Source organism: Arthrobacter sp. BB-1, from assembly GCF_006151685.1.
Taxonomy (GTDB): domain Bacteria; phylum Actinomycetota; class Actinomycetes; order Actinomycetales; family Micrococcaceae; genus Arthrobacter.
This window is the reverse complement of sequence record NZ_VDEV01000027.1, coordinates 36,341-56,713: the sequence shown is the minus strand read 5'-3', so window position 1 is coordinate 56,713 and position 20,373 is coordinate 36,341. Positions and strand designations below refer to the sequence as shown.

The following is a 20,373-nucleotide window of genomic DNA, read 5'->3' as shown; positions in this document are numbered from 1 at the left end:
ATCTTAATGCTTTCTTAACGCCTCCGCCGGAGCAGGGCAGGGCCGTGGCGGCGCGGGCGGTCCGCCGTGGCCAGGCGTTACTCCTGGAAGCGGTACCCCAGGCCGGTTTCGGTGAGCAGGTGCCGGGGGTTGGCCGGGTCCAGTTCAAGCTTCCGCCGCAGCTGTGCGAGGTAGACGCGCAGGTAGGCAGTCTCGCCTGCGTAGCCGGGGCCCCACACCTGGGTGAGGATCTCCTCGTGGCTGACCAGGGCGCCGCTGTTCCTGACCAGCAGCTCCAGGATGTTCCACTCCGTGGGCGTCAGGCGCACGGGCACCCCGCGGCGGGTCACCTGTTTCGCGGGCAGATTAACGGTGAAGTCCTCGGTTTTCACCACCGGGGCGTCCCCCGGGGCGCCGCGGCGCAGGGCGGCCCGGAGCCGGGCGAGGAGTTCGTCCATCCCGAACGGCTTGGTCACGTAGTCGTCCGCCCCGGCGTCCAAGGCCTGGATCTTGTCATCGGAGCCGTGCCGTGCGGAAAGGACCAGGATGGGTACCTCGTTCCAGCGCCTGAGGCGGCGGATGACCTCGACGCCGTCCAGGTCCGGAAGCCCCAGGTCCAGGATGATGATGTCCACGGGGTGCTGCGCCGCCTGTTCCAGTGCGCTCTGCCCGGTAAACGCGGTGACGGTGGAGTAACCCCTGGCATTCAGGTTGATCTGGAGCGCGCGGAGGATCTGGACCTCGTCGTCAACGATCAGGACTGCTGCCATGATGCCCCCCTTATGCCGGGTTCCGGCGCGGCGCCGGTGGAGAGCGGCAGGCGAACCACCATGGTCAGGCCCCCGCCCGGTGTGGGTTCAGCCAAAAGGACCCCGCCCATGGCCTCGGTGAACCCTTTCGCGACGGCCAGGCCCAGGCCGATCCCCGTCCCCGGCGTAGTGTCATCCGCGCGCTGGAAAGGCCGGAACATGGCCAGGACCTCCTCGGCGGGAATGCCGGAGCCGTGGTCAACCACGGTGAGCTCACTGGCAGGAACATCCCCAATTCTTGCACTGCCCGCGCCTCCCACCGCGCCTGCAATCACCACGTCGGATTCCGGGGCGTATTTGAGCGCGTTCTCCACCAGGTTGGCGATGACCCGCTCCAGCATCCCCGGGTCCGCATCAACCGGGGGCATGTTGTCCGGCAACAGCACCCGGAGCCGGTCCGTGTCCGTTCCCCGCAGCGCCTCGCCCACCACATCCACCCAGTAGACCGGGCGGATCAGCGGCGCCACCGAGTCGGCCGTGATCCGGGACATGTCCAGGAGGTTGCTGACCAGCCGGTCCAGCCTGTCCGCGCCGTACTCGATGGTGGCCAGGAGTTCCTCCTGCTCTTCGGGCCCAAAGGTGATGGTCTTGTCCCGCAGGCTGCTGGAGGCCAGCTTGATGCCGGCCAGGGGGGTGCGCAGGTCATGGGACACCGCCCGCAGGATGGAAGTCCGCATGGTGTTTCCCTCCGCCAGGCGCAGGTTTTCACGCTGGCTCGCGGAGAGTTCCTCGCGCTGCACCATGGCCAGCAGGTGCGCGCCGAAGGCGGCCAGCAGCCGCCTTTCGTCCTGTGAAAGTTCCCTGCCCGCCAGGGTGAGCATCCTCCCGCCGTCCAGCTGTTCTACCGTGTCCGCCTCCGATACTTCGGTGGGGCGCGGTTCGCCGGAGAATTCCTGGAGCTCCCATGCCGCGGCCCTGCCGGTCCCGCGCCTGGCCCACAGCCCTGTCCCCTTCACCTGGAAATGTTCCCTGACCTGGTCAAGGAAGGCCGGGATGCTGTTCCCTTCGGCGACGGCCCGGCGGCTCAGCTCACCCAGTACGGCGGCTTCCGCGCCGGCAATGTGTGCTTCCTTGCTGAGCTTGGCCGACCGGTCCACCACCAGCGAGACGGCCACCGCCACCAGGACAAAGATCAGCAGCGCCAGGACGTTTTCCGGATCGATCACCGACAGGGACCCCACCGGCCGGACACTGAAGTAATTAACGATGAGCCCCGCCACGATGGCCGCAGCCACCGCCGGCCAGAGCCCCCCGAGCAGCGCCACCCCCACAATGCCGGTCAGGTGCACCAGCATGTCCGTTGACAGCTGGTTGTGGGGGAGCAGGTCCAGGACGAACTGCAGGACCGGGGGAAGCCCCACCGCCAGGGCGAAGGCGGGGATCTCCCGGCGCCGCCCCAGCCGGGGCGGCGTGCGCCTCTGGCCGCCGGACGGGCCTGGAAGGTGGTTGATGAGGTGCACATCCATGGTGCCTGCGTCCCTCAGCACACCGGCTGCCACACCGCCCCACCCACGGAAGGGGGACCGGCGGGAGGGGGCCCCCACCAGGATCTGGGTGGCGTTGATGCTCCGGGCGAAGTCCACCAGGGCCTGCCCCACGTCCCGTCCGCCTATGGCGTGGAACACGCCGCCGAGTTCCGCCGTGAGCCTGCGCAGCAGTTCCAGGTCCTTGCCGGACTCCGCGGATCCCTCCGTGCCGGTGCGGACATGGACCACGTGCAGCTCCCCGCCCGAAGCCGCGGCGATCATCCGTGCCGCCCGGCGCACCAGGGCCTGGTCACGGCTTTTCCCGTCCACCCCGACGGCGATCTTTTCCCGGGCCGGCCAGCTCTCCCTGACCCTCTTTAACTCCTTGTAATCGGACAGGTCCGCGTCCACGCGCTCAGCCAGCCACAACAGTGCAAGCTCCCGCAGGGCGGCGAGCGTGCCGATGCGGAAAACGCCCGCCAGCGCGGCGTCGGCCTCTTCCCGGCTGCCGTAGATCTTCCCGTCCGCCAGCCGCTGGCGCAGCAGCTCAGGTGAGGCGTCCACCAGTTCAATCTGGTCCGCACCGCGCACCACGGCGTCCGGGACGGTGGCGGATTCCTGCGCCCCGGTGACCTCCCGGACCGCGTCGGAGAGCGATTCCAGGTTCCTGATGTCCAGGGTGGAGATGACGTTGATCCCTGCCTCGAGCAGGGCGTCCACCTGCTCCCACCGGCGCACGCCGTCGACAGCAGCGGCGTAGTCGTCCACCAGGACGGTGTCCGGGGACCTGTCCTTGAGCGCCTGGACGTCCAGCACGCTGTCCAGCCCGCCGTCGAGCCCGCTGTCCAGCCCGCGGCTCCCCGGTTCCGGGCACAGTTCCAGGCCCGCCAGCATCTCCTCATTGTCGGCGCGGCCTTTGGCGGAGACTGCGCCCACCACAACGTCGAAGCCCTCCCCGGCCAGCCTGCGGCCTTCTTCCAGCAGCGCAAACGTCTTGCCCGCCCCGGGCGCAGCCCCAAGAAAGATGCGCAGATTCCCTCGTGCCATGGCTCTATTGTTCCCCCTGCGCGATTGTTCCCCCTGCGTGCAGGATGGCTTGGCTAGAGTGATGGGTGGACTGAAGGCAGGGAGCGGCATGACGGAAGAAACGCAGACGGGCGTGGCCGGGACGGTCCTGGGCGAGCGCTACAGGGTTGGCAAGGTAATTGGCGACGGCGGTATGGGGAGCGTCTACCGGGGCACGGACGTGGTGCTGGGCAGGGAAGTGGCGCTGAAGGTGTTCCGTGCCGGCGTCACCGACCCGGACGAACTGCGCCGGCAGCAGGCGGAAGCCCGGATGCTGGCCGGGCTGAACCACCCCGGCCTGGTGACTCTCTTCGATACCGGAACCCTGCTGAGCGGCGGGCGGGAGGTGCCCTTCCTGGTGATGGAACTGGTCAGCGGAACGGATCTGCGCAACCACCTGGCGTCCGGACCGCTGCCCGGCGCCGAGGTGGCCCGGCTGGGCGCCGAGCTCGCCGGGGCGCTGCAGTACATCCACCACCGGGGCGTGGTGCACCGGGACATCAAACCCGCCAACATCCTGCTCACCCGCTACACGGCGGATTCCCCTTTGCGCCCCAAACTGGCGGACTTCGGCATCGCACGCATGCTCGACGGCGCCCGGGTCACCGCCACCAACATGGTTCCGGGGACAGCGGCCTACTTGAGTCCGGAGCAGGCCAGCGGAGGGCAGGTTGGGCCGCCGGCGGACATCTATTCACTGGGGCTGGTGCTGCTGGAGGCCCTTACCGGGAAGGTGGCATTTCCCGGGCCGCCGCTCGAGGCCGCAGTGGCCCGGCTCTCCCAGGACCCCGACATTCCTGGCGTCCTGGGCCCGCGCTGGACGCGGCTGCTCGCCGCCATGACTGCACGGGACCCCCGGGACCGGCCGGAGGCGTCGGCCATCTCCGAAGAACTCGGCACGGCTGGAAACTGGGGCGGAACGCTCCATGACGCCGGCGGGGCGACGGCCGCCACCGAAGCCCTGCCGCAGCCCACCCGCGTCCTTTCCCCCGAAAGGCCCGCAAGTGCCGCCGAACAGGCAGGGGATCCCGGGGCCGCCGGTGCTGCAAGTGCCCAGGGGCCGAGGGTTCCTGCCCTTTCCGGCAGCGATGTCACCAACGCGACGTCATGGCTGCAGGCTCCCGGGGCAGGAATCCCTGAGGCGCCGGCCCACAAGCCGTCCACCGCGCAGCAGCCGTCCACAACCCAGCGGCCGTCCACAACGCAGCGGCCGCCGAAGGAACAGCGTCCCTGGAGGAAATTCGGCACGCTGGGAGGCCGGCGGCCCTGGATCCTCGGCGCCGTTGTGGTTCTTGCAGTGGTCCTCGCGGCAGTCCTGCTGGCCTCCATCCAGCGGCCCGCGCCGGCACCGGTGGAAACACCACAGCCGGTGATCACGGGGCCGCTGGGCGAGCACTTCAAGGAACTGGAAGAAAGCGTGACGCCATGAACCGCATAAAACATGCAGCCCGGATCGGGGCCGCTGGCCTGGCGCTGGTGCTCTTCACCTCCTGCGGCGGAGCGCCGGAACTGGATGCAGGAACGGCGGCAGGCCTGCAGGCCCGCGTGGCCTCGGCCAAACAGCTCACCGCGCAGCAGGACTTCCCTGCGGCGCTCGCTGAGCTTCAGCAGCTCAGCCAGGACGTGGCGGCCGCTGGGGAGAAGGGCCTGATGTCTGCGGAGCGGAAGGCCCGGGCCGAGGCTGCGATCAGCAAGATCAGGGCCGAACTCGAGGCGGCGCAGCGGGCGGCGGAGCCGCAGCCTGCCCCCTCTGCTGAACCCACGGCCGACAACGACCAGGAAGACGACGCCCAGAAAGAGGCCGAGAAGCAGCAGGAGGACGCCAAGAAGGAAGCCGAGAAGGGCAAAGGCAAGGGCCAGGGCAACGGGTGAGCCCCGCCAACAGGTGAGCGCCGGCAACGGGTGAGCCCGGCAACAGGTGAGTGCCGCCCACAGGTGAGCGCCGCCGTCGGACTTCCGGGCTGAGCCTGGCCCGCAGGACGCGCGAGGGGAGAACCTACCCTTCCCCCTCCGATTGGCGCGGGTGGATCATTAGCCATGGACAAGCGCGCAAGCCCTGGCAGCGATGACATCGCCGAGGGCGGGAATGCCGCGGACGCCGCGGGAGCCGCGGACATGCCAGGACAGCCGGGGCGGCCGGACCACGTGGTGGTGTTCGTCCACGGCATGGGCCGGGCCCTCAAAGGCGGCACCCTGCAGGAGTGGGCCCAGCCGCTGATGCTGAGCCTGCACGATCTCTCCCTGGACCTGGTGCCGCAAACCACGCATCCGCACCTGGTGATCACCAAGGCAAACGCCGTGGGTGACGCGCCGGAGGTGCTGGTCAAGGTCCTCCGCGGCGTTGCAGGCCACGAGCCGGACTACCTCACCGTGCTCATGACGGAGGCGTCCTGGGGCAGGGACTTCGAGCCGGCGTCAGCCGCGTCTACCTACTCGTGGGCGCTTCGCACGGCCCTGCGCGTGTATATGCGGTCCGTGCAGCTGATCAAGTGGAACCTCCATCCCGGGCGGCGCCGTGCCAGCCCGGCATGGCTCGGCGCCTGGCTGCGGCAGCTGGTCCTCACCTCGCTGGCCGCGTTCGCCGGGTTCTTCATCCTGCTGGCCGTGCTGGTGGTGCTGCTGCTCATCATCGTCCTGGCCTGGATTCCGGGGCCGGGCCGGTGGGTGGGGAAGCTCGTGTCCCTGTTCGCGGACTTCCTGGGCGATCCCCAGGTGTGGAAGCGCAAGCCCCTGCAGGCGGCGGCCATGCGGCAGCGGGTGGTGGACACGCTCCAGCGCTGGGACCAGGGCTCGGGCACGGAGGTGACCGTGGTGGCGCACAGCCAGGGCGCCGCGATCGCCGGGCAGGTCCTGTTCCAGAACCAGGCCCGCGTCACGAACTTCGTCAGCGTTGGCAGTGGGCTGGACCTGCTGGGTTACGCGCAGTGGGGCGGCGGGACGGGGGAGGACCCCGTGACGGACTGGTTGGCCAACCCCCAGCGGCCCCGGTGGATCAATGTGTGGGGGAAGTTCGACTTTGTGCCCGCCGGGCCCATCTCCACGCACGCCAACGGGCCGCTTCCCGTCTTCGGGAAGATCTACGCCCGGGACACGGAGGGCGACGGCGGCCCGGGCCCCGAGGAACATCCCGTGTACAACCGCTCCGCCCTGATCTACGACCACATCGTCTATTCCAGGAACCGCGTTGAGGTGCTGGACCCGCTGGCGCGGCTGGTCCTGGACCCGCCGCCTGCGGATCCTGCCGGGCTGGCGTTCAGGATGCTCGACGGCGACAGGCGGCTCCGCCCGCACCGCGTCATGGTGAAGAGCCTGGGCGTGACGCGGCTCCTCGCCGTCATCACCTCGGCGCTGAGCGCGCCGGCTGCGCTGGCGTGGCTGGGTTCCCTGGACGGGACGCGGAACCTGGTCCAGTGCGGCCCGCCCGGGGCAGGCCGGGACCCGTGGTGGTCCGCCTGGCTGTGCTCCGGCCCGACGTACCACTGGGCCCACTGGCAGGACCTGGGCGTGCTGGCCGTGACAACCGCCGTGTTCGCCGGCGTGCTGGTGGGACTCCTGAACGGGCCGGTGTGGGGAGTGCTGCATGACCGGCTGCAACGGATGCGCAAGCCGTCCTTCCGGCAGTCCAGCGATCCCACCCGGAACCTGCCGGCCAGCCCGTGGTGGTACGTCGCGTGGTACCTCCTGATCGTCACCGCGGTGGCCGTGGCCGTGCCGTTTATGCTCGCGTGGCCGGACCTGCCCTGGGTGGCCGTAGTGGTGCTGGTGGTTGCGCTTTGGGCACTGTGCTTTACGCGCACGAGCATTACCGGCCTGCCGGCGCGCACCGGACCCGTGCCGGTGGCTGGAGCTGTGCCGGCGCAGGCGCCAGCGGCTGCGGCACCCCCGGCGGAACCGCAGCGGGCGGCACCCCAGCCGCCGCCCGCCGTCGTGCGCGGCGGACGGCAACACGCTCAGCCCACCGGCTCGGCAACCCTCCCGGCTAACACCGTGACCGGCGCGGAGGACCAGCGCTCGCGCTCGGGCTCATAGGAGATGACGACGGCGGCGTCGCTGTCCCGTGCCTCGTCCATGGCGAGCAGCAGGGCGTCCTCCACGTGCCGGGCGTACTCCAGCCGCTCGGCCAGCGTGCCCTGCAGGTCGGCGTCGTCAATCAGCACATGGCCCTTGCCGTCCACAATGACTTTTAGTGAATACCCTTGGTCCTCATGCAAGGACCCCCTGGTGGATGAAATTTCGGTGACTCTGTCTGCCCGGACCAGCCCGTTGCCGAGCGTGCGGATCCACACTTCACCCATCGAATGACCTCCCCGTTTGTGTGGGCGCGGAAAAGCGCCCCATAAAGCGAACGCTACTCCTCCGCGGGGCGTTTGTGACCCCCGAATTTGCTTCATTTGCGGGCCTTTCGGCACTTCCGGGCTGGACGGCCTGCGGGCACGATGTTGGCAGGCGGCGGGTCCAGTCATTCCGCCCGTCCACACGCTTTGGGAGTCTGTATGGCGGATAAGACGGTACCCACCCGCGGCGGCAATCTTGGCTCTGTCCTGGTTAACGCCGTGATGCTGTGGGGGATCAATGTCTGGCCGGGCTGGAAGGTGGTGCCCTTCCTGACGGCGGACATGGACCGTGTGCTCGGCTTGATCAACGCCTCCCTGACCGCGGGCATCATCGCGAACCTCGTCTTCGTGGTGATCCGCAACAGGGGCGTCATGGCTTTGGGGAACCTGGTGGTCCTGGGCATCGGGCTCGCTGCCGTGCTCCGGCTGCTGGAGGTCTTCCCCTTCGACTTCGGGGACAGCTGGTCCGGCTGGCCCGTGGTGGTGCGGATATTGCTGGTGCTGGGCATCGTGGGCTCAATCATCGGTGCCGTAGTGGAAGTCGTGGCGCTGTTCAGGTCCCTGGCAGGCTTCGGGCAGCGGGCGCGCCAGTAGCTGGCCGGCGCCGGGGGTGCCGGGGGCGGCCATAGGATAAATCTGATGACTTCCCCGGACGACCCCCAGCCCTTCAGCCTGCGCGGCATGGCAGTGGCTGCTTTCGGGCCCACGCTGCTCTACGGGATCGGCACGGGAGCCATCCTGCCGGTGGTGGCCCTCACCGCCCGGGATCTTGGCGCTTCGGTGGCCGTCGCTGCCCTGATTGTCACGCTGATCGGGGTGGGGTCCTGGTTCTTCAACCTGCCCGCATCCCTGGTGACCCTCAAATTCGGTGAGCGCTGGTCCATCGTGGGTGCCGCCGCCGCCGCCGGACTGGCGCTCGCGGCGGCGGGGCTGACCTCCGTGATACCTGACGGGCTGTGGCTGCTCGCGGCGGCGATGGCCGTCGTCGGGATGTCCGGGGCCGTGTTCGGGCTGGCCCGGCAGAAGTACCTCACCGAGGCCGTGCCCGTGGAGTTCCGGGCACGGGCGCTCTCCACGCTGGGGGGCGTGAACCGCATCGGCGTGTTCATCGGCCCGTTCCTGGGCGCGGCGGTGATGCAGTTCGCCGGGATCAGCGGTGCCTACTGGGTGGGCGTGGTGGCCATGGCGGGAGCCGCGTTGCTGTCCCTCACCATCCCGGACCTGGCCGTTCCGCCGGCGCCCGACGGCGGCCACGAGGGTCCGGAGCCCACCCTCCGGAGCGTCGCGGTGTCCCACGTGGGCGTGTTCCTTTCGCTGGGGGTGGGGATCCTGCTGCTCAGCGCCCTCCGCTCTTCCCGCCAGGTGGTTATCCCGCTCTGGGCGGACAACCTGGGCATGGACGCCACCTCAGCCTCCCTGGTTTACGGGCTCTCCGGGGCGATCGACATGCTGGTGTTCTATCCCGCGGGCAAGCTGATGGATCGGAAGGGCCGGCAGTTCGTGGCGGTTCCTTCCACGCTGCTGATGGGGACGGCCCTGCTGCTGATTCCGCTGACAGGGTCCTTTGCGGGGTTGCTGCTGGCGGCGCTGCTGATCGGGTTCGGCAACGGAATCAGTTCGGGACTGGTGATGACGTTGGGTGCCGACTTCTCGCCGGACCGCGGCCGCGGGCAGTTCCTGGGCCTGTGGCGGTTCATGGCCGACGCCGGGTCCACCGCCGGGCCCGTGCTGCTCTCCGCGGTGACCGCCCTTGCCACCCTGGGCGCGGGGATCTCAGCCACGGGCGTACTGGGGTTCGCGGCGGCGGCCGTGTTCGCCGTCGTAATTCCACGCCTGAAGCACCGCCGCAACTACTGACCCGGGGGTAGGGGATATCCTCGACAGATGAGTGAACGGGGCACGCCCACCCGGATCAGTGTGCTGCAAAAAGGTGCCTGGTGGCTGCAGGACTACCTTTACGCCGCGGGATGGCAGGTCCGCGGCATGCTGTCGCGCGTCCAGCCCGGGTCCTTCCACCAGGGCCACCGGCGGCCGGTGCTGATCATTCCCGGAGTGTACGAAAACTGGCAGTTCATGATGCCGCTGATCCAGGCCATCCACGACGCCGGCCATCCCGTGCACGTAGTCACGGTGCTGCAGCGGAACCAGCTGGATGTGCCGGTGGCCGCCCGGATGGTGGCGCAACACCTGGAGGAAGCGGGCCTGCGGGACGCCGCGATCGTGGCACACAGCAAGGGCGGGCTGATCGGGAAGTACGCCATGCTGATGCTGGACCCCGAGCAGCGGATCGACCGGATGGTCACTGTATGCACGCCGTTCTCCGGATCCCGCTATGCCAGGTACATGCTGCTGCCGAGCCTGCGCATCTTTTCGCCCCGGCATCCGCTGACCCTCGAGCTGGCCCGCGAGGAGGCGATCAACAGCCGGATCACCTCCATCTACGGCCCGTTCGATCCCCACATTCCCGAGGGCAGCGTCCTTCCCGGCGCCACCAATATCGAGCTGCCCACCGCCGGGCACTTCCGGATTCTGGGTGATCCTGAGACGGCGCGGATCATCGTTGAGCAGCTGAACCCCGACGAGCCGTGACGCCTGGGTTGGACGATCCGGAGGTGGGGGACGCGGATATGGGGGACTCGGCTATGGGTGAATCGCGCGTGGGGGACTCGCGGGCGGATTCGCGGCCTGCCCCGGACGAGCCGGACCACTCACGCTCAAGCAGCGCCGTGGAGCGGCGGCAGAGCAGGTGGGCCACTGTCCTGGCGGTGCTGCAGCGGCTGCTGTACCTGGTGGTGACTGTCGCCGTCGGCTGGGCTGTGTACTATTTCCTGCTCTCCAGGCTCTCCCGCGGCCCCGAGCAGGCGTGGGTGTTCCTGCCCGTGTGGCTGATCCTGGCCTACGCCCTGCTGCCGCGCATCCACAAGATCCTGAGCAGCCTGTACATCCCGGACTACTTCATCGGGCGGGCAAGGACGGGCGACGGCGTGCTGGGCGATCCCGTCAACCTCGCCGTAGTGGGGACGGAGGAAGAGCTGCGGCGGGCCATGCTCTCCGCCGGCTGGGTGGAAGCGGATCCCATCACCCCGGCGACCGCCTGGCACACCCTGGCGTCCACCGTCCTGGGCCGCAGCTATCCCGCCGCCCCGGTCAGTTCCCTGTACGTGTTCGGCAATAAACAGGACCTGGCGTTCCAGCGCGAGATCGACGGGAACCCGCGCAAGCGCCACCATGTCCGGTTCTGGAAGTGCCCGCCCGGGTGGATGCTGCCGGGGGGCCTGTCCGTGGATTGGGTGGGGGCCGGCACATACGACAGAAGCGTGGGACTGTCCCTGTTCACGTTCCAGATCACGCATAAGATCGCCGACCGCACGGACGAGGAACGCGACTTCATCATTGCCACGCTGCAGGCAGCCGAGGCCGTGCAGTCTGTGCACGTCATCCTCAACTACTCCAGCGGCTACCACCACCGCAACGGTGGCGGCGATGCCATCCGCACGGACGGGCACCTGCCGATCATTGACCTGTACGAGCCGGGGCGGCCGGTTGGTTCTGCCTGACTGCGGGTGTGCCGTGCCCGAACCTTGCATACGCGCCGAGTCCTATCGACACCAGGATGAAGGTAGTGCCTGTGGCCTCGGGCCCGGCCAGCAGCCCCACGGCCAGGACCCCGCTGTCCGTTGCCAGTGCGAGGATGTGAAACTTGGGTAGCATCCTCATCGGACGGCTCCCGGCCCGCTTGGCTGGCCCGCGGATCAGTCGCGTTCCGGCGCGCCCGTGCGCAGGACCTGGAAGTCTGCCCCCAGTTCAACGTCGACTTCCGAACCGTCGTCAAGAATGACTTCCGCCTCGTAGGCGGCGCCGCCCTCATTCTCCCGTTCCACGTCCCCTATCCGGCCCTTGCCCACGTTCGCCAGCGCGGCCTGCCCTGCCCTGTCGCGGTCCGCAGCGCTCAGCGGCGGCCCTGATTCGCCGTCGTCCTGCCCCTCCGACACCACCTGGAACGAGCTGTCCAGCTCCACTTCCACGCGCGTGCCGTTGTTCAACTGGACGTTCACTTCATAAGGGGTGTTGGGGTCGTTCTCAGACTCGGCACTGATGACGGTGCCGGGACCCGTGCGGGCAATGGCGGCATCGCTGGCCTGCTGAAGGGCGGTTCCGTTCAACGGCTGGTCATCGCCCGGGGTGGTGCTGGCCGTGGCAATGGACGCTCCGCTGATGGCGGCTGCCGCGGCAGCAACGCCTGTGATCAAAAGAATTTTCCTGCCCATGACGGTCTCCTGTTGTATGGCCCCCAGCAGATCCTGATAGTGAAACCAGTGTGCTCCCAACGCTTCTCCGCCCACAAATTCAGGCCCGCAAATCTCAGCCAGGGCTCAGTTTGCCTCAGCCGGGGCACAGCATGGACAAAAGAATCAAAAACAGTTGGCAGGAGGGTTTGTCACAGGCGGCAACGGGACGCATCCTTGGTTCATGGAGGCCGAAAAGCGGCGCCCGCGCTTCGGGAAAATGCGCACCCCCTTCGGGAAGACGCGCACCCGCCGCTGGGGTGTGCGCAAGCGGGCAACGGCCACTGCGGTCGCCTTTGTGGCGGCTGCCCTGCTGGTTGGCGGGCTGACCCTCCTGCTGCTGCTCCAGAGGGCCCTGGTGTCATCCACCGAGCGGCTCACCAGGCTCCAGGCCGAGGACGTGGTTGCCCACATCGCGGAACAGGACCTTGAGGAAGCCGCCAATTACGTCAGGTCCGCGGCGCGGCCCGGCCAGTACATCCAGATCCTGGACCCCAAGGGGGCCGTCTTGGCCGCGTCCGTACCGGCCGCCGCCACGGAGCCCATCACGGCGCTGCGGCCGGCAGCCAAGCAGACGCTGTTCGAGCGCGTCTCGGTGCAGCAGAGCCTGTTCGACGACGAGCTGCTCGTTGCGGCCACGGGCGTCGGCGAGGACGATAAGGTCTACACCGTCGCCGTTGCCGCCACCGTTTCAGTGCAGTCCGAGACGGTGGCCACCGTGGCATGGTTCGTCCTGGGCGCCGCGCCGCTCCTCCTGGCAGGGGTCGGCGTCGGGGTCTGGATGCTCGTGGGACGGTCCCTGCGCCAGGTTGAGCAGATCCGGGACCAGGTTGCGGGCATTAACGCCAAGAGCCTGGACGGCCGGGTGGGGGTGCCCCAGACATCGGACGAGATCCAGGCCCTGGCGCAGACGATGAACATGATGCTGGACCGGCTGGAGGCCTCGGACCAGGAACAGCGGCGCTTCGTCTCCGATGCAAGCCACGAACTGCGCAGCCCCCTGGCAACGCTCAGCGCAGCGGTGGAGATCGCGGCCGCCGATCCGTCCGGGGTCACGTGGGAGGAGTCAAAGGAGGTTGTGGCCGGGGAAACGGCTCGGATGCGCTACCTGGTCCAGGACCTGCTGACCCTGGCCAAGGCCGACGACCAGGGCCTGCGCCTGGACGCCGCCGACGTGGACCTGGACGATGTCCTCAATGACGAGGTCGGCCGCCTCCGCTGCACCAGCAGGCACGAGATCCAGGCGGAGCTTGAACCGGCGCGGATTACCGGCGACGTCCGGAGCCTTGGCCGGGCCATCCGGAACGTCCTGGACAACGCGGAGCGGTACGCCCGCACGCGGATCAGCATCCGGGTGCACAACTCGCTCGACGACGTTCTGCTCACCATCGACGATGACGGGCCGCCCGTGCCTGCCGCCGACCGGGAGCGGATTTTTGAACGGTTTGTCCGGCTTGACGAAAGCAGGTCGCGCGACAGCGGCGGCAGCGGCCTGGGGCTGGCCATCACGTCCGCGATCGTCAGCGCCCACGGCGGCCGGATCCGGTGCACGGAAGCCCCGGGCGGCGGCTGCCGGTTTGAGCTGGCATTCCCCGCCCAGGCCGCCCCGGCAGAGTCTGCCGCGGCAACGTCCGCACCGGCGCCACCAGCGCCACCAGCGCCACCAGCGCCACCGGCAGCGCCGGGAGAGTCCGGCCCTGCAGAGTCCGCCGGGAAGGCTCGGGTGCAGCCGCTTACTCCGCCGCCGGCGCCGGGGAAGCCGGTGCACCAGGGCGGTCGGGGGTGAGCATGTACCCCATGCCCCGGACGGTGGTCAGGGTGTGGAGCCCGAAAGGCGTGTCGATTTTCCGCCTCAGGTAACCCATGTACACCTCGACCACGTTGCCCCCTCCCTCGAAGTCGGAGCCCCAGACGTTGTCCAGGATTTCGGACTTGGAAACCACCTGCTCGTGCCTGCGCATCAGGTAGTACAGCAGAGCGTATTCCTTGGCGGTGAGCCCGATCGGGGTGTCTCCCCGGCGGACGCTGCGGCTCACAGAATCCAGATGCAGGCTTCCGAGGGCCAGGACCACCGGACGCTCCGGTGCACCGCGGCGCGCCAGGGCCCGGATCCGGGCCACCAGCACCAGGAAGCTGAAGGGCTTGGTGAGGTAGTCGTCGGCGCCAAGGTCGAAGGCGTCGGTCTGGTCGTATTCTCCGTCTTTTGCCGTCAGCATCAGGACCGGCGTCCAGATCCGGTGCTCCCGGATTCCCTTGAGCACGTCGTAGCCGTTCTTCAGGGGCAGCATCAGGTCCAGGAGGATCACGTCATAGGGGTTCTCCACCGCGGCCCGCATGCCGCTGACGCCGTCGTGGGCCAGGTCCACAACGAATCCCTCGTTGCGCAGCCCGCGGCGGACCGTTTCGGCCAGCACGACCTCGTCGTCGACCATCAAAACCCTCATGACCGCGCCTCACGGTTCATACCGACAGTATCCCTGACCGCGGTTGGGCTGCACCACACCCGGTGCTCCTTTTGGAAGTCCCGGCGCCGCCGTGGGGGGATGGGCGGCGCCGGGACGCAGGATACCTGGCGGCGCCCACTTCAAAACGCCGCCAGGAGACTGGTGGGCGGGGTCAGCGAACATCAGTTCGGTCAAAGCCCCGGCCAAGCACCAGCAAGTATTCACGGGCTGTATCAAAATACGGGGCGGTAATGCCTCAAGAAACGATCAACCTTCAGCAAGGTCCGCGCCATGGACCAGGCCACGCCGGGTGGCAGCCAAGCCGGGTGGGTGGGTGGCCCGGACAGGAGGCTGGCGGCGGCCCTCCCGCTCCCCTCCCAACTAGGTAGCGCTAAGTGTCGTTTTGAGGCTCCAAAACGACACTTGGCGCTACCTAGTTGGGCGGGCGGGGGCCAAGGTGACCGTCAGCGCCTGGGTGAGTCCCGCCGTCGTGCGGCGAATGCGAACAGTGAGGTGGTGGCGACGGTGGCGAGGTACCCCGCGATCACAATCAGCGCGATCCCCGCCCAGAAATAGTTCGTGGTGCTGGCCTCCTGCCACGGACCCGGAGCGATCCGGGCCAGCGAATACACCGCCACCACCGCGGACACCAGCCCGATCACAACCGGCAGCGTCAGCCAGATCCGCGCCGAACCGATGTGCCCGCCGAACCCCTCCCACTCATTCCAGGACCCGCGCCGGATGATGAGCCAGCCCGCGGGAATCATGAAGGCGCCCACCAGGAGGAACGCGGCAACCACGTCGGCCGGCCGGTGCCACTGGTTGATCAGGGTGGAGACGCCGGACGCGATGGCGAAGGAGCCGCCCACAAAACCCGCCATCGGACGCCACCGGGGGGAGGCCATCAGGAAGACCGCGGCCGCAGCCGACGCCGCCAGCGTGGTGTGCCCGGACGGCAGCGAGTTCAGCTCCAGCGTCACCACACCTTTGTCCGGGCGGGCCGGGAGCAGGTCCTTCAGCACCTGGGTGGCTATGTTTGCCCCGACGCACGCGGCCACCGCAATCCCGGCCTCCGTCCAGTGCTTCCGGATCACCGTGACAAACAAAACCACGACGGCGGCCATCACCAGTGAGATGGTGGGCAGCAGATCCAGGAACTTTGTGGTCGCCTTGCCCGCCGGCCCGTGGATGTCCACGGCCTCCACCAGCGCCGACTCGTCGATGAACTGGCCGGTGGTGGTCTGCACGAAGTAGTAGTAGGTGGCGATCAGTCCGGCCACGCAGGCCAGGGTGGCAAGCACGAACAGGAAGCCCGACCCCGGTGCGGGTCGGGCGGCTGTCCTGCTGGGTGCCTGCCGTTGGAAAGTCATCGGTTTAAGGGTGTCACAGAAAGCTGGGAGCCCGGTTCACCCAACTGGGTAGCGCTAAGTGTCGTTTCCAGGGTTCATAACGACACTTGGCGCTACCTAGTTGGGCGGGTGTGGATTGATCGGGGCGAGGCGGGGAATGCTGGCCGCCGCTATCAGCAACGCCAGGGCTCCGAGGCCTAACGGCAGGGCGGTCAGGGTGGCCACGCCACCTACCAGCAGCGGCCCGCCGGCATCCCCAAGTTCGCGCCCGAGTTCGGCGGAGCCCATGGTGCGGCCCATGCGCTCGGGCGGGGTGGTGTCTGCAAGGTGGGCGAAACCAAGGGGTGTCGCCACGCCTGTGCCGGTGCCGATGGCCGCCGCCGCGACGAATATGGTGACCGGTCCGGGGGCGAGCGCCAGCAACCCCACGCCTGCGGCAATAAGGAGGAGTCCCGCCGTCGTGCCCTCGTTGTCCGTGACGCGGTTCCGGTCCCTCAGCCTGCCGGCCCGCGGCTGGGCCAGCACCGAGCCCAGGGCCAGGAGGCTCACGGCGGCCGTGCCGGCGAAGGCGTCCAGGCCGTGCCTGGTGGCCAGTGCGGGGAGGAATCCGACGGCGGCCCCGAGCGCCGCCGTCGATGCCGCCAGGACCAGCGTGGGGACGAGGAAGCGCCGCTCGCCCACCTGGCGGGCGAGGTCCACCACCGTGTAACGCTGGCGGGGGAGTGGCTCAAGGTGCGGCACCGCCAGCGCAACCCATACGGCCGTGGCCGCCGCGAGCACGGACAGGGTGCCGAAAAGCAGGGCGAAGCCGCCGGCCCAGATCAGGCCCGCGCCCAGCAGCGGCCCGATGATGTAGCCCAGGCTTTTCCACGAGCCGTACCTGCCGAAGTACGTGCCCGCATTCCTGCCCCGTGCCAGCCGGGCCACCATGGCGGACGACGCCGGCGAGAACGCGGATGCCGCCGCGCCCTGGCCGAGCCGCGCCAGGGCCAACATCAGCGGGTCCGCCGCCCAGAGCCCGATCAGGGACAGTGCGGCAAAAGCGAGCAGCCCGCCGACGATGACGGGTTTAGCGCCGACGCGGTCGCTGAGGGCGCCGAAGACCGGTTTGAGGAACACCTCGGAGACGTCGTACAGGGCGAGCAGGATGCCGAGGTTAAGCAGTGACAGGCCAATGTTCCCGCTCTGGGCGCCCAGGCCCGCCGCGATGCTGTGGGCGCCGAATGCGGTAACGAACCCGGCGGCGTACAGGGGAGCGGAGACGGCGGTGGCGCGGGATGCGGTGCGGGCGGCAGTCACGAGTGCACCTCGCCGTAGACGAGGGCGGCAAAACCATCCAGCGCGGCTGCGCAGCCGGCGAGCTTCTGCTCGGCACCTGCCGACGCCGGGCTGCCGAAAACGTCCTTGGTCCGGAGGGCGCGGAACCAGCGGCGCAGCCGGTCCAGGCTCTGCTCCTCTTCCTCGAGTTCGGCCAGGGTGAACTTCCGCTTGGCGGTTTCCTTGGCGATTTCGTCGGTGAACTTGCCGCAGTCGGCCATGAATTCGGCCCACTCGTCCGCACGTGCAGCGGTGAACAGTTCACGCAGCCTGGCGGCGTCGTCGGCCGGAGCGGTGGTGAGCAGGAGTACTTCGCCGCTTCCGGCGCGGGCCAGCTCCTTGGCCTTCCCGGCGCCCTCGCGGCAGGCGGGAACGTCCGGGGCGGTCCAGGCGCCCTGCCCGACGGGAACCGCGCCGAAGCGCCGGAGCTCACGCCAGACCGCCACCCGGTGCCGCGAAGGCTCCGAGGGCACCTGCACGAGCATCACCAGCCAGGGCACCTGTTCAAGAGAAGTCACATATTGAAGTGTAACAACTGTTACAGGGCTAGAAGTGCAGCTCCGGGCGGGGGTGCAGACGGGCAGCCCGGCCCCTAAACTGCCCGGACTTTCGCCGACTTTCGTCCCTTCACAAACCACCGAATCTGAGTAGTGTCCGGGATATGGAAACCATCATCCAGACTGTTGACCTGCACAAGCACTTTGGCCGGGTGCGGGCCCTCGACGGACTCAATTTGGAGGTCCGGCGCGGCGAAATCCACGGGTTCCTTGGCCCCAACGGCGCGGGCAAGTCAACCACCCTCCGCATCCTGCTGGGCCTGGCCAAGGCCACTTCCGGCACGGCCACCGTCCTGGGCCTCAATCCGTGGACCCAGTCGGTGCAGCTGCACCGGCGCCTCGCCTACGTCCCCGGCGACGTGCGCCTTTGGCCCAACCTGTCCGGCGGCGAAACCATCGACCTCCTCTCACGCCTCCGCGGCGGCACCTCCGACGCCCACGCCTACCGGCAGCGCAAGGACAGCCTGTGCGAAGCCTTCGATTTCGACCCCGGCAAGAAGGGCCGCGCCTACTCCAAGGGCAACCGGCAAAAGGTGGCGCTGATCGCAGCCCTGGCCACGGACGCCGAGCTGTACCTCTTCGACGAGCCAACGAGCGGCCTTGACCCGCTTATGGAGGCGGTCTTCCGGCGTGAGGCGCTGGCCGCCGTCGGACGCGGTGCAACGGTGCTCCTGTCCAGCCACATCCTCTCCGAGGTGGAAGTCCTCTGCCACCGCGTCAGCATCATCCGCGCCGGACGAATCGTGGACGGCGGCACGCTGGACTCGCTGCGCCACCTTACGCGCACCGAGGTCTCCTTCGCGGCGGACGGGGTGGACACCGCTTCCTTGGCGCAGTTGGGCGCCGTCCATGACCTGACGGCCGACGGCGGCAGGGTCAGGTTTGGCACGGATTCGGACCGGATCGCGGAGGTGCTTCCGGCCCTGGGAGCCCTGGGCGTGCAGGGCCTGACCATCACGCCGCCGTCCCTGGAAGAGCTGTTCCTGCGCCACTACGGCGACACCTCCGCGGGCACCGCATCCGGACGTGGCGCATCCGGACGTGGTGCAGGGGCGGACGACGGCGAGGCTGCCGGCGGCGGGCACGCGCACCGGCGGCACCTGCTGGGCGCGAGGGGGCGAGGCTAAGTGGGCGCGCTCGGCGTCCTGTGGCGCCAGCGGCTGCTGCGCGACCGCTGGCAGCTCGCCGTCTGGGTGCTGGGCATCGGTGCCCTTGCACTGTTCGCCGCCGCCGCCATCAACCAGACGTACGGGGAGGAAGCCAGCCGCGCGGAGATCCTCCAGATAGCCGTTGCCACGCCCGCCATCCTCATGCTCCGCGGCCTGGCGCGCGGGGCGAGCCTGGGCGCCTTCACGTTCTTCCAGATCTACGCCTTCCTTGCCCTGCTGGCGGGCCTGATGAGCACCTTCCTGGCCGTGCGGCACTCGCGGGCGGACGAGGAAACCGGCGCCGCCGAGCTGGTGGCATCCACTCCCGCCGGACGCCTGGTCCCGGCCCTGGCCACCCTCCTCCACGGCACCGCGGCCAACGTACTCGTGGCGTTGGCTGTATTCGCCGGCTTCACGGTGCAGGGGCTCGACGCGCCGGGTTCGCTGCTGGCCGGGGCTGCGGTGGGCGGCGTGGGGCTGGCCTTCCTGGGTGTTGCCTTCCTGGTGGCCCAGCTGATGGGGACCTCCCGTGGTGCCAACGGGATCTCGGCGGCGCTGGTGGTCCTGGCCTACATCCTGCGGGGCATCGGTGACGCCACCGGCACGCCCAGCGCCGATGGAACGGTGGTGACAGCCGGTCCCGCCAGCTGGGTTTCCCCGATCGGCTGGGGCCAGCAGACGTACGCGTACACAGGTGACCGGTGGTGGCCGCTGCTCCTGCCGGTGGCGCTCGCCATCGCCTGCGGGGGTGCCGCCTGGCTCATCCTGGACCGGCGCGACAGCGGCGCGAGCGTGTGGGGCGCGCTGCCCGGCCGGACGGCAGCACGCCCTGGCCTGAGGAGCCCTGCCGCGCTGGCGCTGCGGCTGCAGGCAGGGTCCATCGTCGGCTGGAGCATCGGCGGGCTGACGATGGGGCTGCTCGCCGGCTCCCTCGGCAGCGCCATCGCCGCCGCGGACACCATCAACAGCAGCGTCACCTCCGCACTGCGGGCCATGATCCAGGCGCAGGGTGTGTCCCTGACCCAGCTGATGGTTTCGGCCATGTTCTCGATCGCCGGAATCCTGGCCGCCGCCTGCGCGCTGCAGGCCATCATCCGGATGCGGCAGGAAGAGGCCGCCGGCACGGCTGAACTCCTGCTGTCCGCCCCGGTCAGCCGGATGCGGTGGCTGGGCAGCTACCTCCTGCTGGGCACGGCGTCGGTGGTGCTGGTGATGTTCCTGACGGCGTTCGGGGCCTGGGCATCGCTGGCGGCGGCCGGTGATTCCTCGATGGAAGCGGGGGCCATTTGGGAGACCGCTGTGGCCCAGCTTCCCGCGGCGTTGATTTACCTCGCCCTGCCCGCGCTCGTGTTCGTCCTCTGGCCGTCGGCCGCCGTCGCCCTGGGCTGGGGACTCCTGGGCGCCGGAGTGGTGCTGGGCATCTTCGGCGGCATGCTGGGGTTGGACCAGGCCATCCGCGACCTCTCGCCGTTTTCCCACACCCCCGTTCCCAGCGGTCCGACGACGGACTGGAGCGGCGCGTGGTGGATGCTCGCCATCGCCGTGGCCACCGCCGCTCTGGCCGCGGCAGCGATGCGGCGCCGCGAAACCGGAACGGCCTGAAACCGGAACGGCCTGAC

At 69.1% G+C, this 20,373-nt stretch carries 18 protein-coding genes; 10 read left to right on the top strand and 8 right to left on the bottom strand.

Annotation, left to right across the window (positions count from 1 at the left end; genetic code table 11):
• Window positions 1–77 precede the first annotated feature (77 nt).
• Window positions 78–749: a response regulator gene (locus FHJ30_RS15245; RefSeq protein ID WP_139030111.1), complete on the bottom strand. Its 672-nt coding sequence runs from the start codon at window positions 747–749 to the stop codon at window positions 78–80.
• Window positions 734–3,301, bottom strand: a complete 2,568-nt coding sequence (locus FHJ30_RS15240) for a DUF4118 domain-containing protein (protein ID WP_139030110.1) — start codon at window positions 3,299–3,301, stop codon at window positions 734–736. Before FHJ30_RS15240 ends, FHJ30_RS15245 begins: the two co-directional genes overlap by 16 nt.
• 88 nt (window positions 3,302–3,389) lie before the next feature.
• On the opposite strand from FHJ30_RS15240, the gene FHJ30_RS15235 reads away from it, so the two are divergent.
• The 3 genes from FHJ30_RS15235 to FHJ30_RS15225 all read left to right on the top strand — a co-directional run bounded on the left by FHJ30_RS15235 (window position 3,390) and on the right by FHJ30_RS15225 (window position 7,348).
• On the top strand, window positions 3,390–4,748 hold the full coding sequence (locus FHJ30_RS15235) for a serine/threonine-protein kinase (RefSeq protein ID WP_139030109.1): 1,359 nt from the start codon (window positions 3,390–3,392) through the stop codon (window positions 4,746–4,748).
• Window positions 4,745–5,191 (top strand): hypothetical protein, encoded by a 447-nt coding sequence (locus FHJ30_RS15230; protein ID WP_139030108.1) that lies wholly within the window; start codon window positions 4,745–4,747, stop codon window positions 5,189–5,191. The genes FHJ30_RS15235 and FHJ30_RS15230 overlap by 4 nt, the downstream gene beginning before the upstream one ends.
• A gap of 165 nt (window positions 5,192–5,356) precedes the next feature.
• Window positions 5,357–7,348 (top strand): hypothetical protein, encoded by a 1,992-nt coding sequence (locus tag FHJ30_RS15225; protein ID WP_139030107.1) that lies wholly within the window; start codon window positions 5,357–5,359, stop codon window positions 7,346–7,348.
• On the opposite strand, the gene FHJ30_RS15220 is transcribed toward FHJ30_RS15225, so the two are convergent.
• Window positions 7,270–7,614 (bottom strand): hypothetical protein, encoded by a 345-nt coding sequence (locus FHJ30_RS15220; protein ID WP_139030106.1) that lies wholly within the window; start codon window positions 7,612–7,614, stop codon window positions 7,270–7,272. The genes FHJ30_RS15225 and FHJ30_RS15220 overlap by 79 nt on opposite strands.
• 198 nt (window positions 7,615–7,812) lie before the next feature.
• Between FHJ30_RS15220 and FHJ30_RS15215 the strand changes: the two genes are divergently transcribed.
• The 4 genes from FHJ30_RS15215 to FHJ30_RS15200 are packed head-to-tail and all read left to right on the top strand — an operon-like array spanning window position 7,813 to window position 11,210.
• A complete protein-coding gene (locus FHJ30_RS15215; protein WP_139030105.1) occupies window positions 7,813–8,247 on the top strand; it encodes a hypothetical protein in 435 nt (144 codons plus the stop codon).
• Between the two features lie 45 nt (window positions 8,248–8,292).
• Window positions 8,293–9,510 carry an MFS transporter gene (locus FHJ30_RS15210; protein ID WP_139030104.1) on the top strand — a complete coding sequence of 406 codons (1,218 nt, stop codon included), beginning with the start codon at window positions 8,293–8,295 and terminating at the stop codon, window positions 9,508–9,510.
• A gap of 27 nt (window positions 9,511–9,537) precedes the next feature.
• On the top strand, window positions 9,538–10,242 hold the full coding sequence (locus FHJ30_RS15205) for a triacylglycerol lipase (protein WP_139030103.1): 705 nt from the start codon (window positions 9,538–9,540) through the stop codon (window positions 10,240–10,242).
• Between the two features lie 53 nt (window positions 10,243–10,295).
• Complete coding sequence (locus FHJ30_RS15200; protein ID WP_228404122.1) at window positions 10,296–11,210, top strand: LssY C-terminal domain-containing protein; 915 nt, start codon at window positions 10,296–10,298, stop codon at window positions 11,208–11,210.
• A 195-nt stretch (window positions 11,211–11,405) separates the two neighbouring features.
• Here the strand turns inward: FHJ30_RS15200 and FHJ30_RS15195 are convergent, their stop codons facing one another.
• Window positions 11,406–11,921: a PepSY domain-containing protein gene (locus FHJ30_RS15195; RefSeq protein ID WP_139030102.1), complete on the bottom strand. Its 516-nt coding sequence runs from the start codon at window positions 11,919–11,921 to the stop codon at window positions 11,406–11,408.
• Window positions 11,922–12,123: 202 nt separating this feature from the next.
• Here FHJ30_RS15195 and FHJ30_RS15190 point away from each other — a divergent pair, with 202 nt between their 5' ends.
• Window positions 12,124–13,725 (top strand): cell wall metabolism sensor histidine kinase WalK, encoded by a 1,602-nt coding sequence (locus FHJ30_RS15190; protein ID WP_240793718.1) that lies wholly within the window; start codon window positions 12,124–12,126, stop codon window positions 13,723–13,725.
• Here FHJ30_RS15190 and FHJ30_RS15185 read toward each other — a convergent pair.
• From FHJ30_RS15185 to FHJ30_RS15170, 4 genes are all read right to left on the bottom strand, one after another.
• Complete coding sequence (locus FHJ30_RS15185) at window positions 13,673–14,383, bottom strand: response regulator transcription factor (RefSeq protein ID WP_139030101.1); 711 nt, start codon at window positions 14,381–14,383, stop codon at window positions 13,673–13,675. The two genes, FHJ30_RS15190 and FHJ30_RS15185, sit on opposite strands and share 53 nt — an antisense overlap.
• Window positions 14,384–14,847: 464 nt before the next feature.
• Window positions 14,848–15,753: a phosphatase PAP2 family protein gene (locus FHJ30_RS15180; RefSeq protein ID WP_139030100.1), complete on the bottom strand. Its 906-nt coding sequence runs from the start codon at window positions 15,751–15,753 to the stop codon at window positions 14,848–14,850.
• Window positions 15,754–15,849: 96 nt separating this feature from the next.
• Window positions 15,850–17,031: an MFS transporter gene (locus FHJ30_RS15175; RefSeq protein WP_139030099.1), complete on the bottom strand. Its 1,182-nt coding sequence runs from the start codon at window positions 17,029–17,031 to the stop codon at window positions 15,850–15,852.
• Window positions 17,028–17,567, bottom strand: coding sequence for a Chromate resistance protein ChrB (locus tag FHJ30_RS15170; RefSeq protein WP_240793717.1), 540 nt, complete (start codon window positions 17,565–17,567; stop codon window positions 17,028–17,030). The genes FHJ30_RS15175 and FHJ30_RS15170 overlap by 4 nt, the downstream gene beginning before the upstream one ends.
• Window positions 17,568–17,710: 143 nt before the next feature.
• Here FHJ30_RS15170 and FHJ30_RS15165 point away from each other — a divergent pair, with 143 nt between their 5' ends.
• On the top strand, window positions 17,711–18,733 hold the full coding sequence (locus FHJ30_RS15165) for an ABC transporter ATP-binding protein (protein WP_139030098.1): 1,023 nt from the start codon (window positions 17,711–17,713) through the stop codon (window positions 18,731–18,733).
• Complete coding sequence (locus FHJ30_RS15160) at window positions 18,734–20,356, top strand: ABC transporter permease (RefSeq protein ID WP_179997642.1); 1,623 nt, start codon at window positions 18,734–18,736, stop codon at window positions 20,354–20,356.
• Window positions 20,357–20,373: the final 17 nt, after the last annotated feature.

Coding starts and splice junctions, on each gene's coding strand:
- FHJ30_RS15245 (WP_139030111.1), bottom strand. CDS start 749: ATGGCAGCAGTCCTGATCGTTGACGACGAGGTCCAGATCCTCCGCGCG.
- FHJ30_RS15230 (WP_139030108.1), top strand. CDS start 4,745: ATGAACCGCATAAAACATGCAGCCCGGATCGGGGCCGCTGGCCTGGCG.
- FHJ30_RS15180 (WP_139030100.1), bottom strand. CDS start 15,753: ATGACTTTCCAACGGCAGGCACCCAGCAGGACAGCCGCCCGACCCGCA.
- FHJ30_RS15200 (WP_228404122.1), top strand. CDS start 10,296: ATGGGTGAATCGCGCGTGGGGGACTCGCGGGCGGATTCGCGGCCTGCC.
- FHJ30_RS15205 (WP_139030103.1), top strand. CDS start 9,538: ATGAGTGAACGGGGCACGCCCACCCGGATCAGTGTGCTGCAAAAAGGT.
- FHJ30_RS15215 (WP_139030105.1), top strand. CDS start 7,813: ATGGCGGATAAGACGGTACCCACCCGCGGCGGCAATCTTGGCTCTGTC.
- FHJ30_RS15190 (WP_240793718.1), top strand. CDS start 12,124: ATGGAGGCCGAAAAGCGGCGCCCGCGCTTCGGGAAAATGCGCACCCCC.
- FHJ30_RS15235 (WP_139030109.1), top strand. CDS start 3,390: ATGACGGAAGAAACGCAGACGGGCGTGGCCGGGACGGTCCTGGGCGAG.
- FHJ30_RS15240 (WP_139030110.1), bottom strand. CDS start 3,301: ATGGCACGAGGGAATCTGCGCATCTTTCTTGGGGCTGCGCCCGGGGCG.
- FHJ30_RS15165 (WP_139030098.1), top strand. CDS start 17,711: ATGGAAACCATCATCCAGACTGTTGACCTGCACAAGCACTTTGGCCGG.
- FHJ30_RS15195 (WP_139030102.1), bottom strand. CDS start 11,921: ATGGGCAGGAAAATTCTTTTGATCACAGGCGTTGCTGCCGCGGCAGCC.
- FHJ30_RS15210 (WP_139030104.1), top strand. CDS start 8,293: ATGACTTCCCCGGACGACCCCCAGCCCTTCAGCCTGCGCGGCATGGCA.
- FHJ30_RS15220 (WP_139030106.1), bottom strand. CDS start 7,614: ATGGGTGAAGTGTGGATCCGCACGCTCGGCAACGGGCTGGTCCGGGCA.
- FHJ30_RS15225 (WP_139030107.1), top strand. CDS start 5,357: ATGGACAAGCGCGCAAGCCCTGGCAGCGATGACATCGCCGAGGGCGGG.
- FHJ30_RS15185 (WP_139030101.1), bottom strand. CDS start 14,383: ATGAGGGTTTTGATGGTCGACGACGAGGTCGTGCTGGCCGAAACGGTC.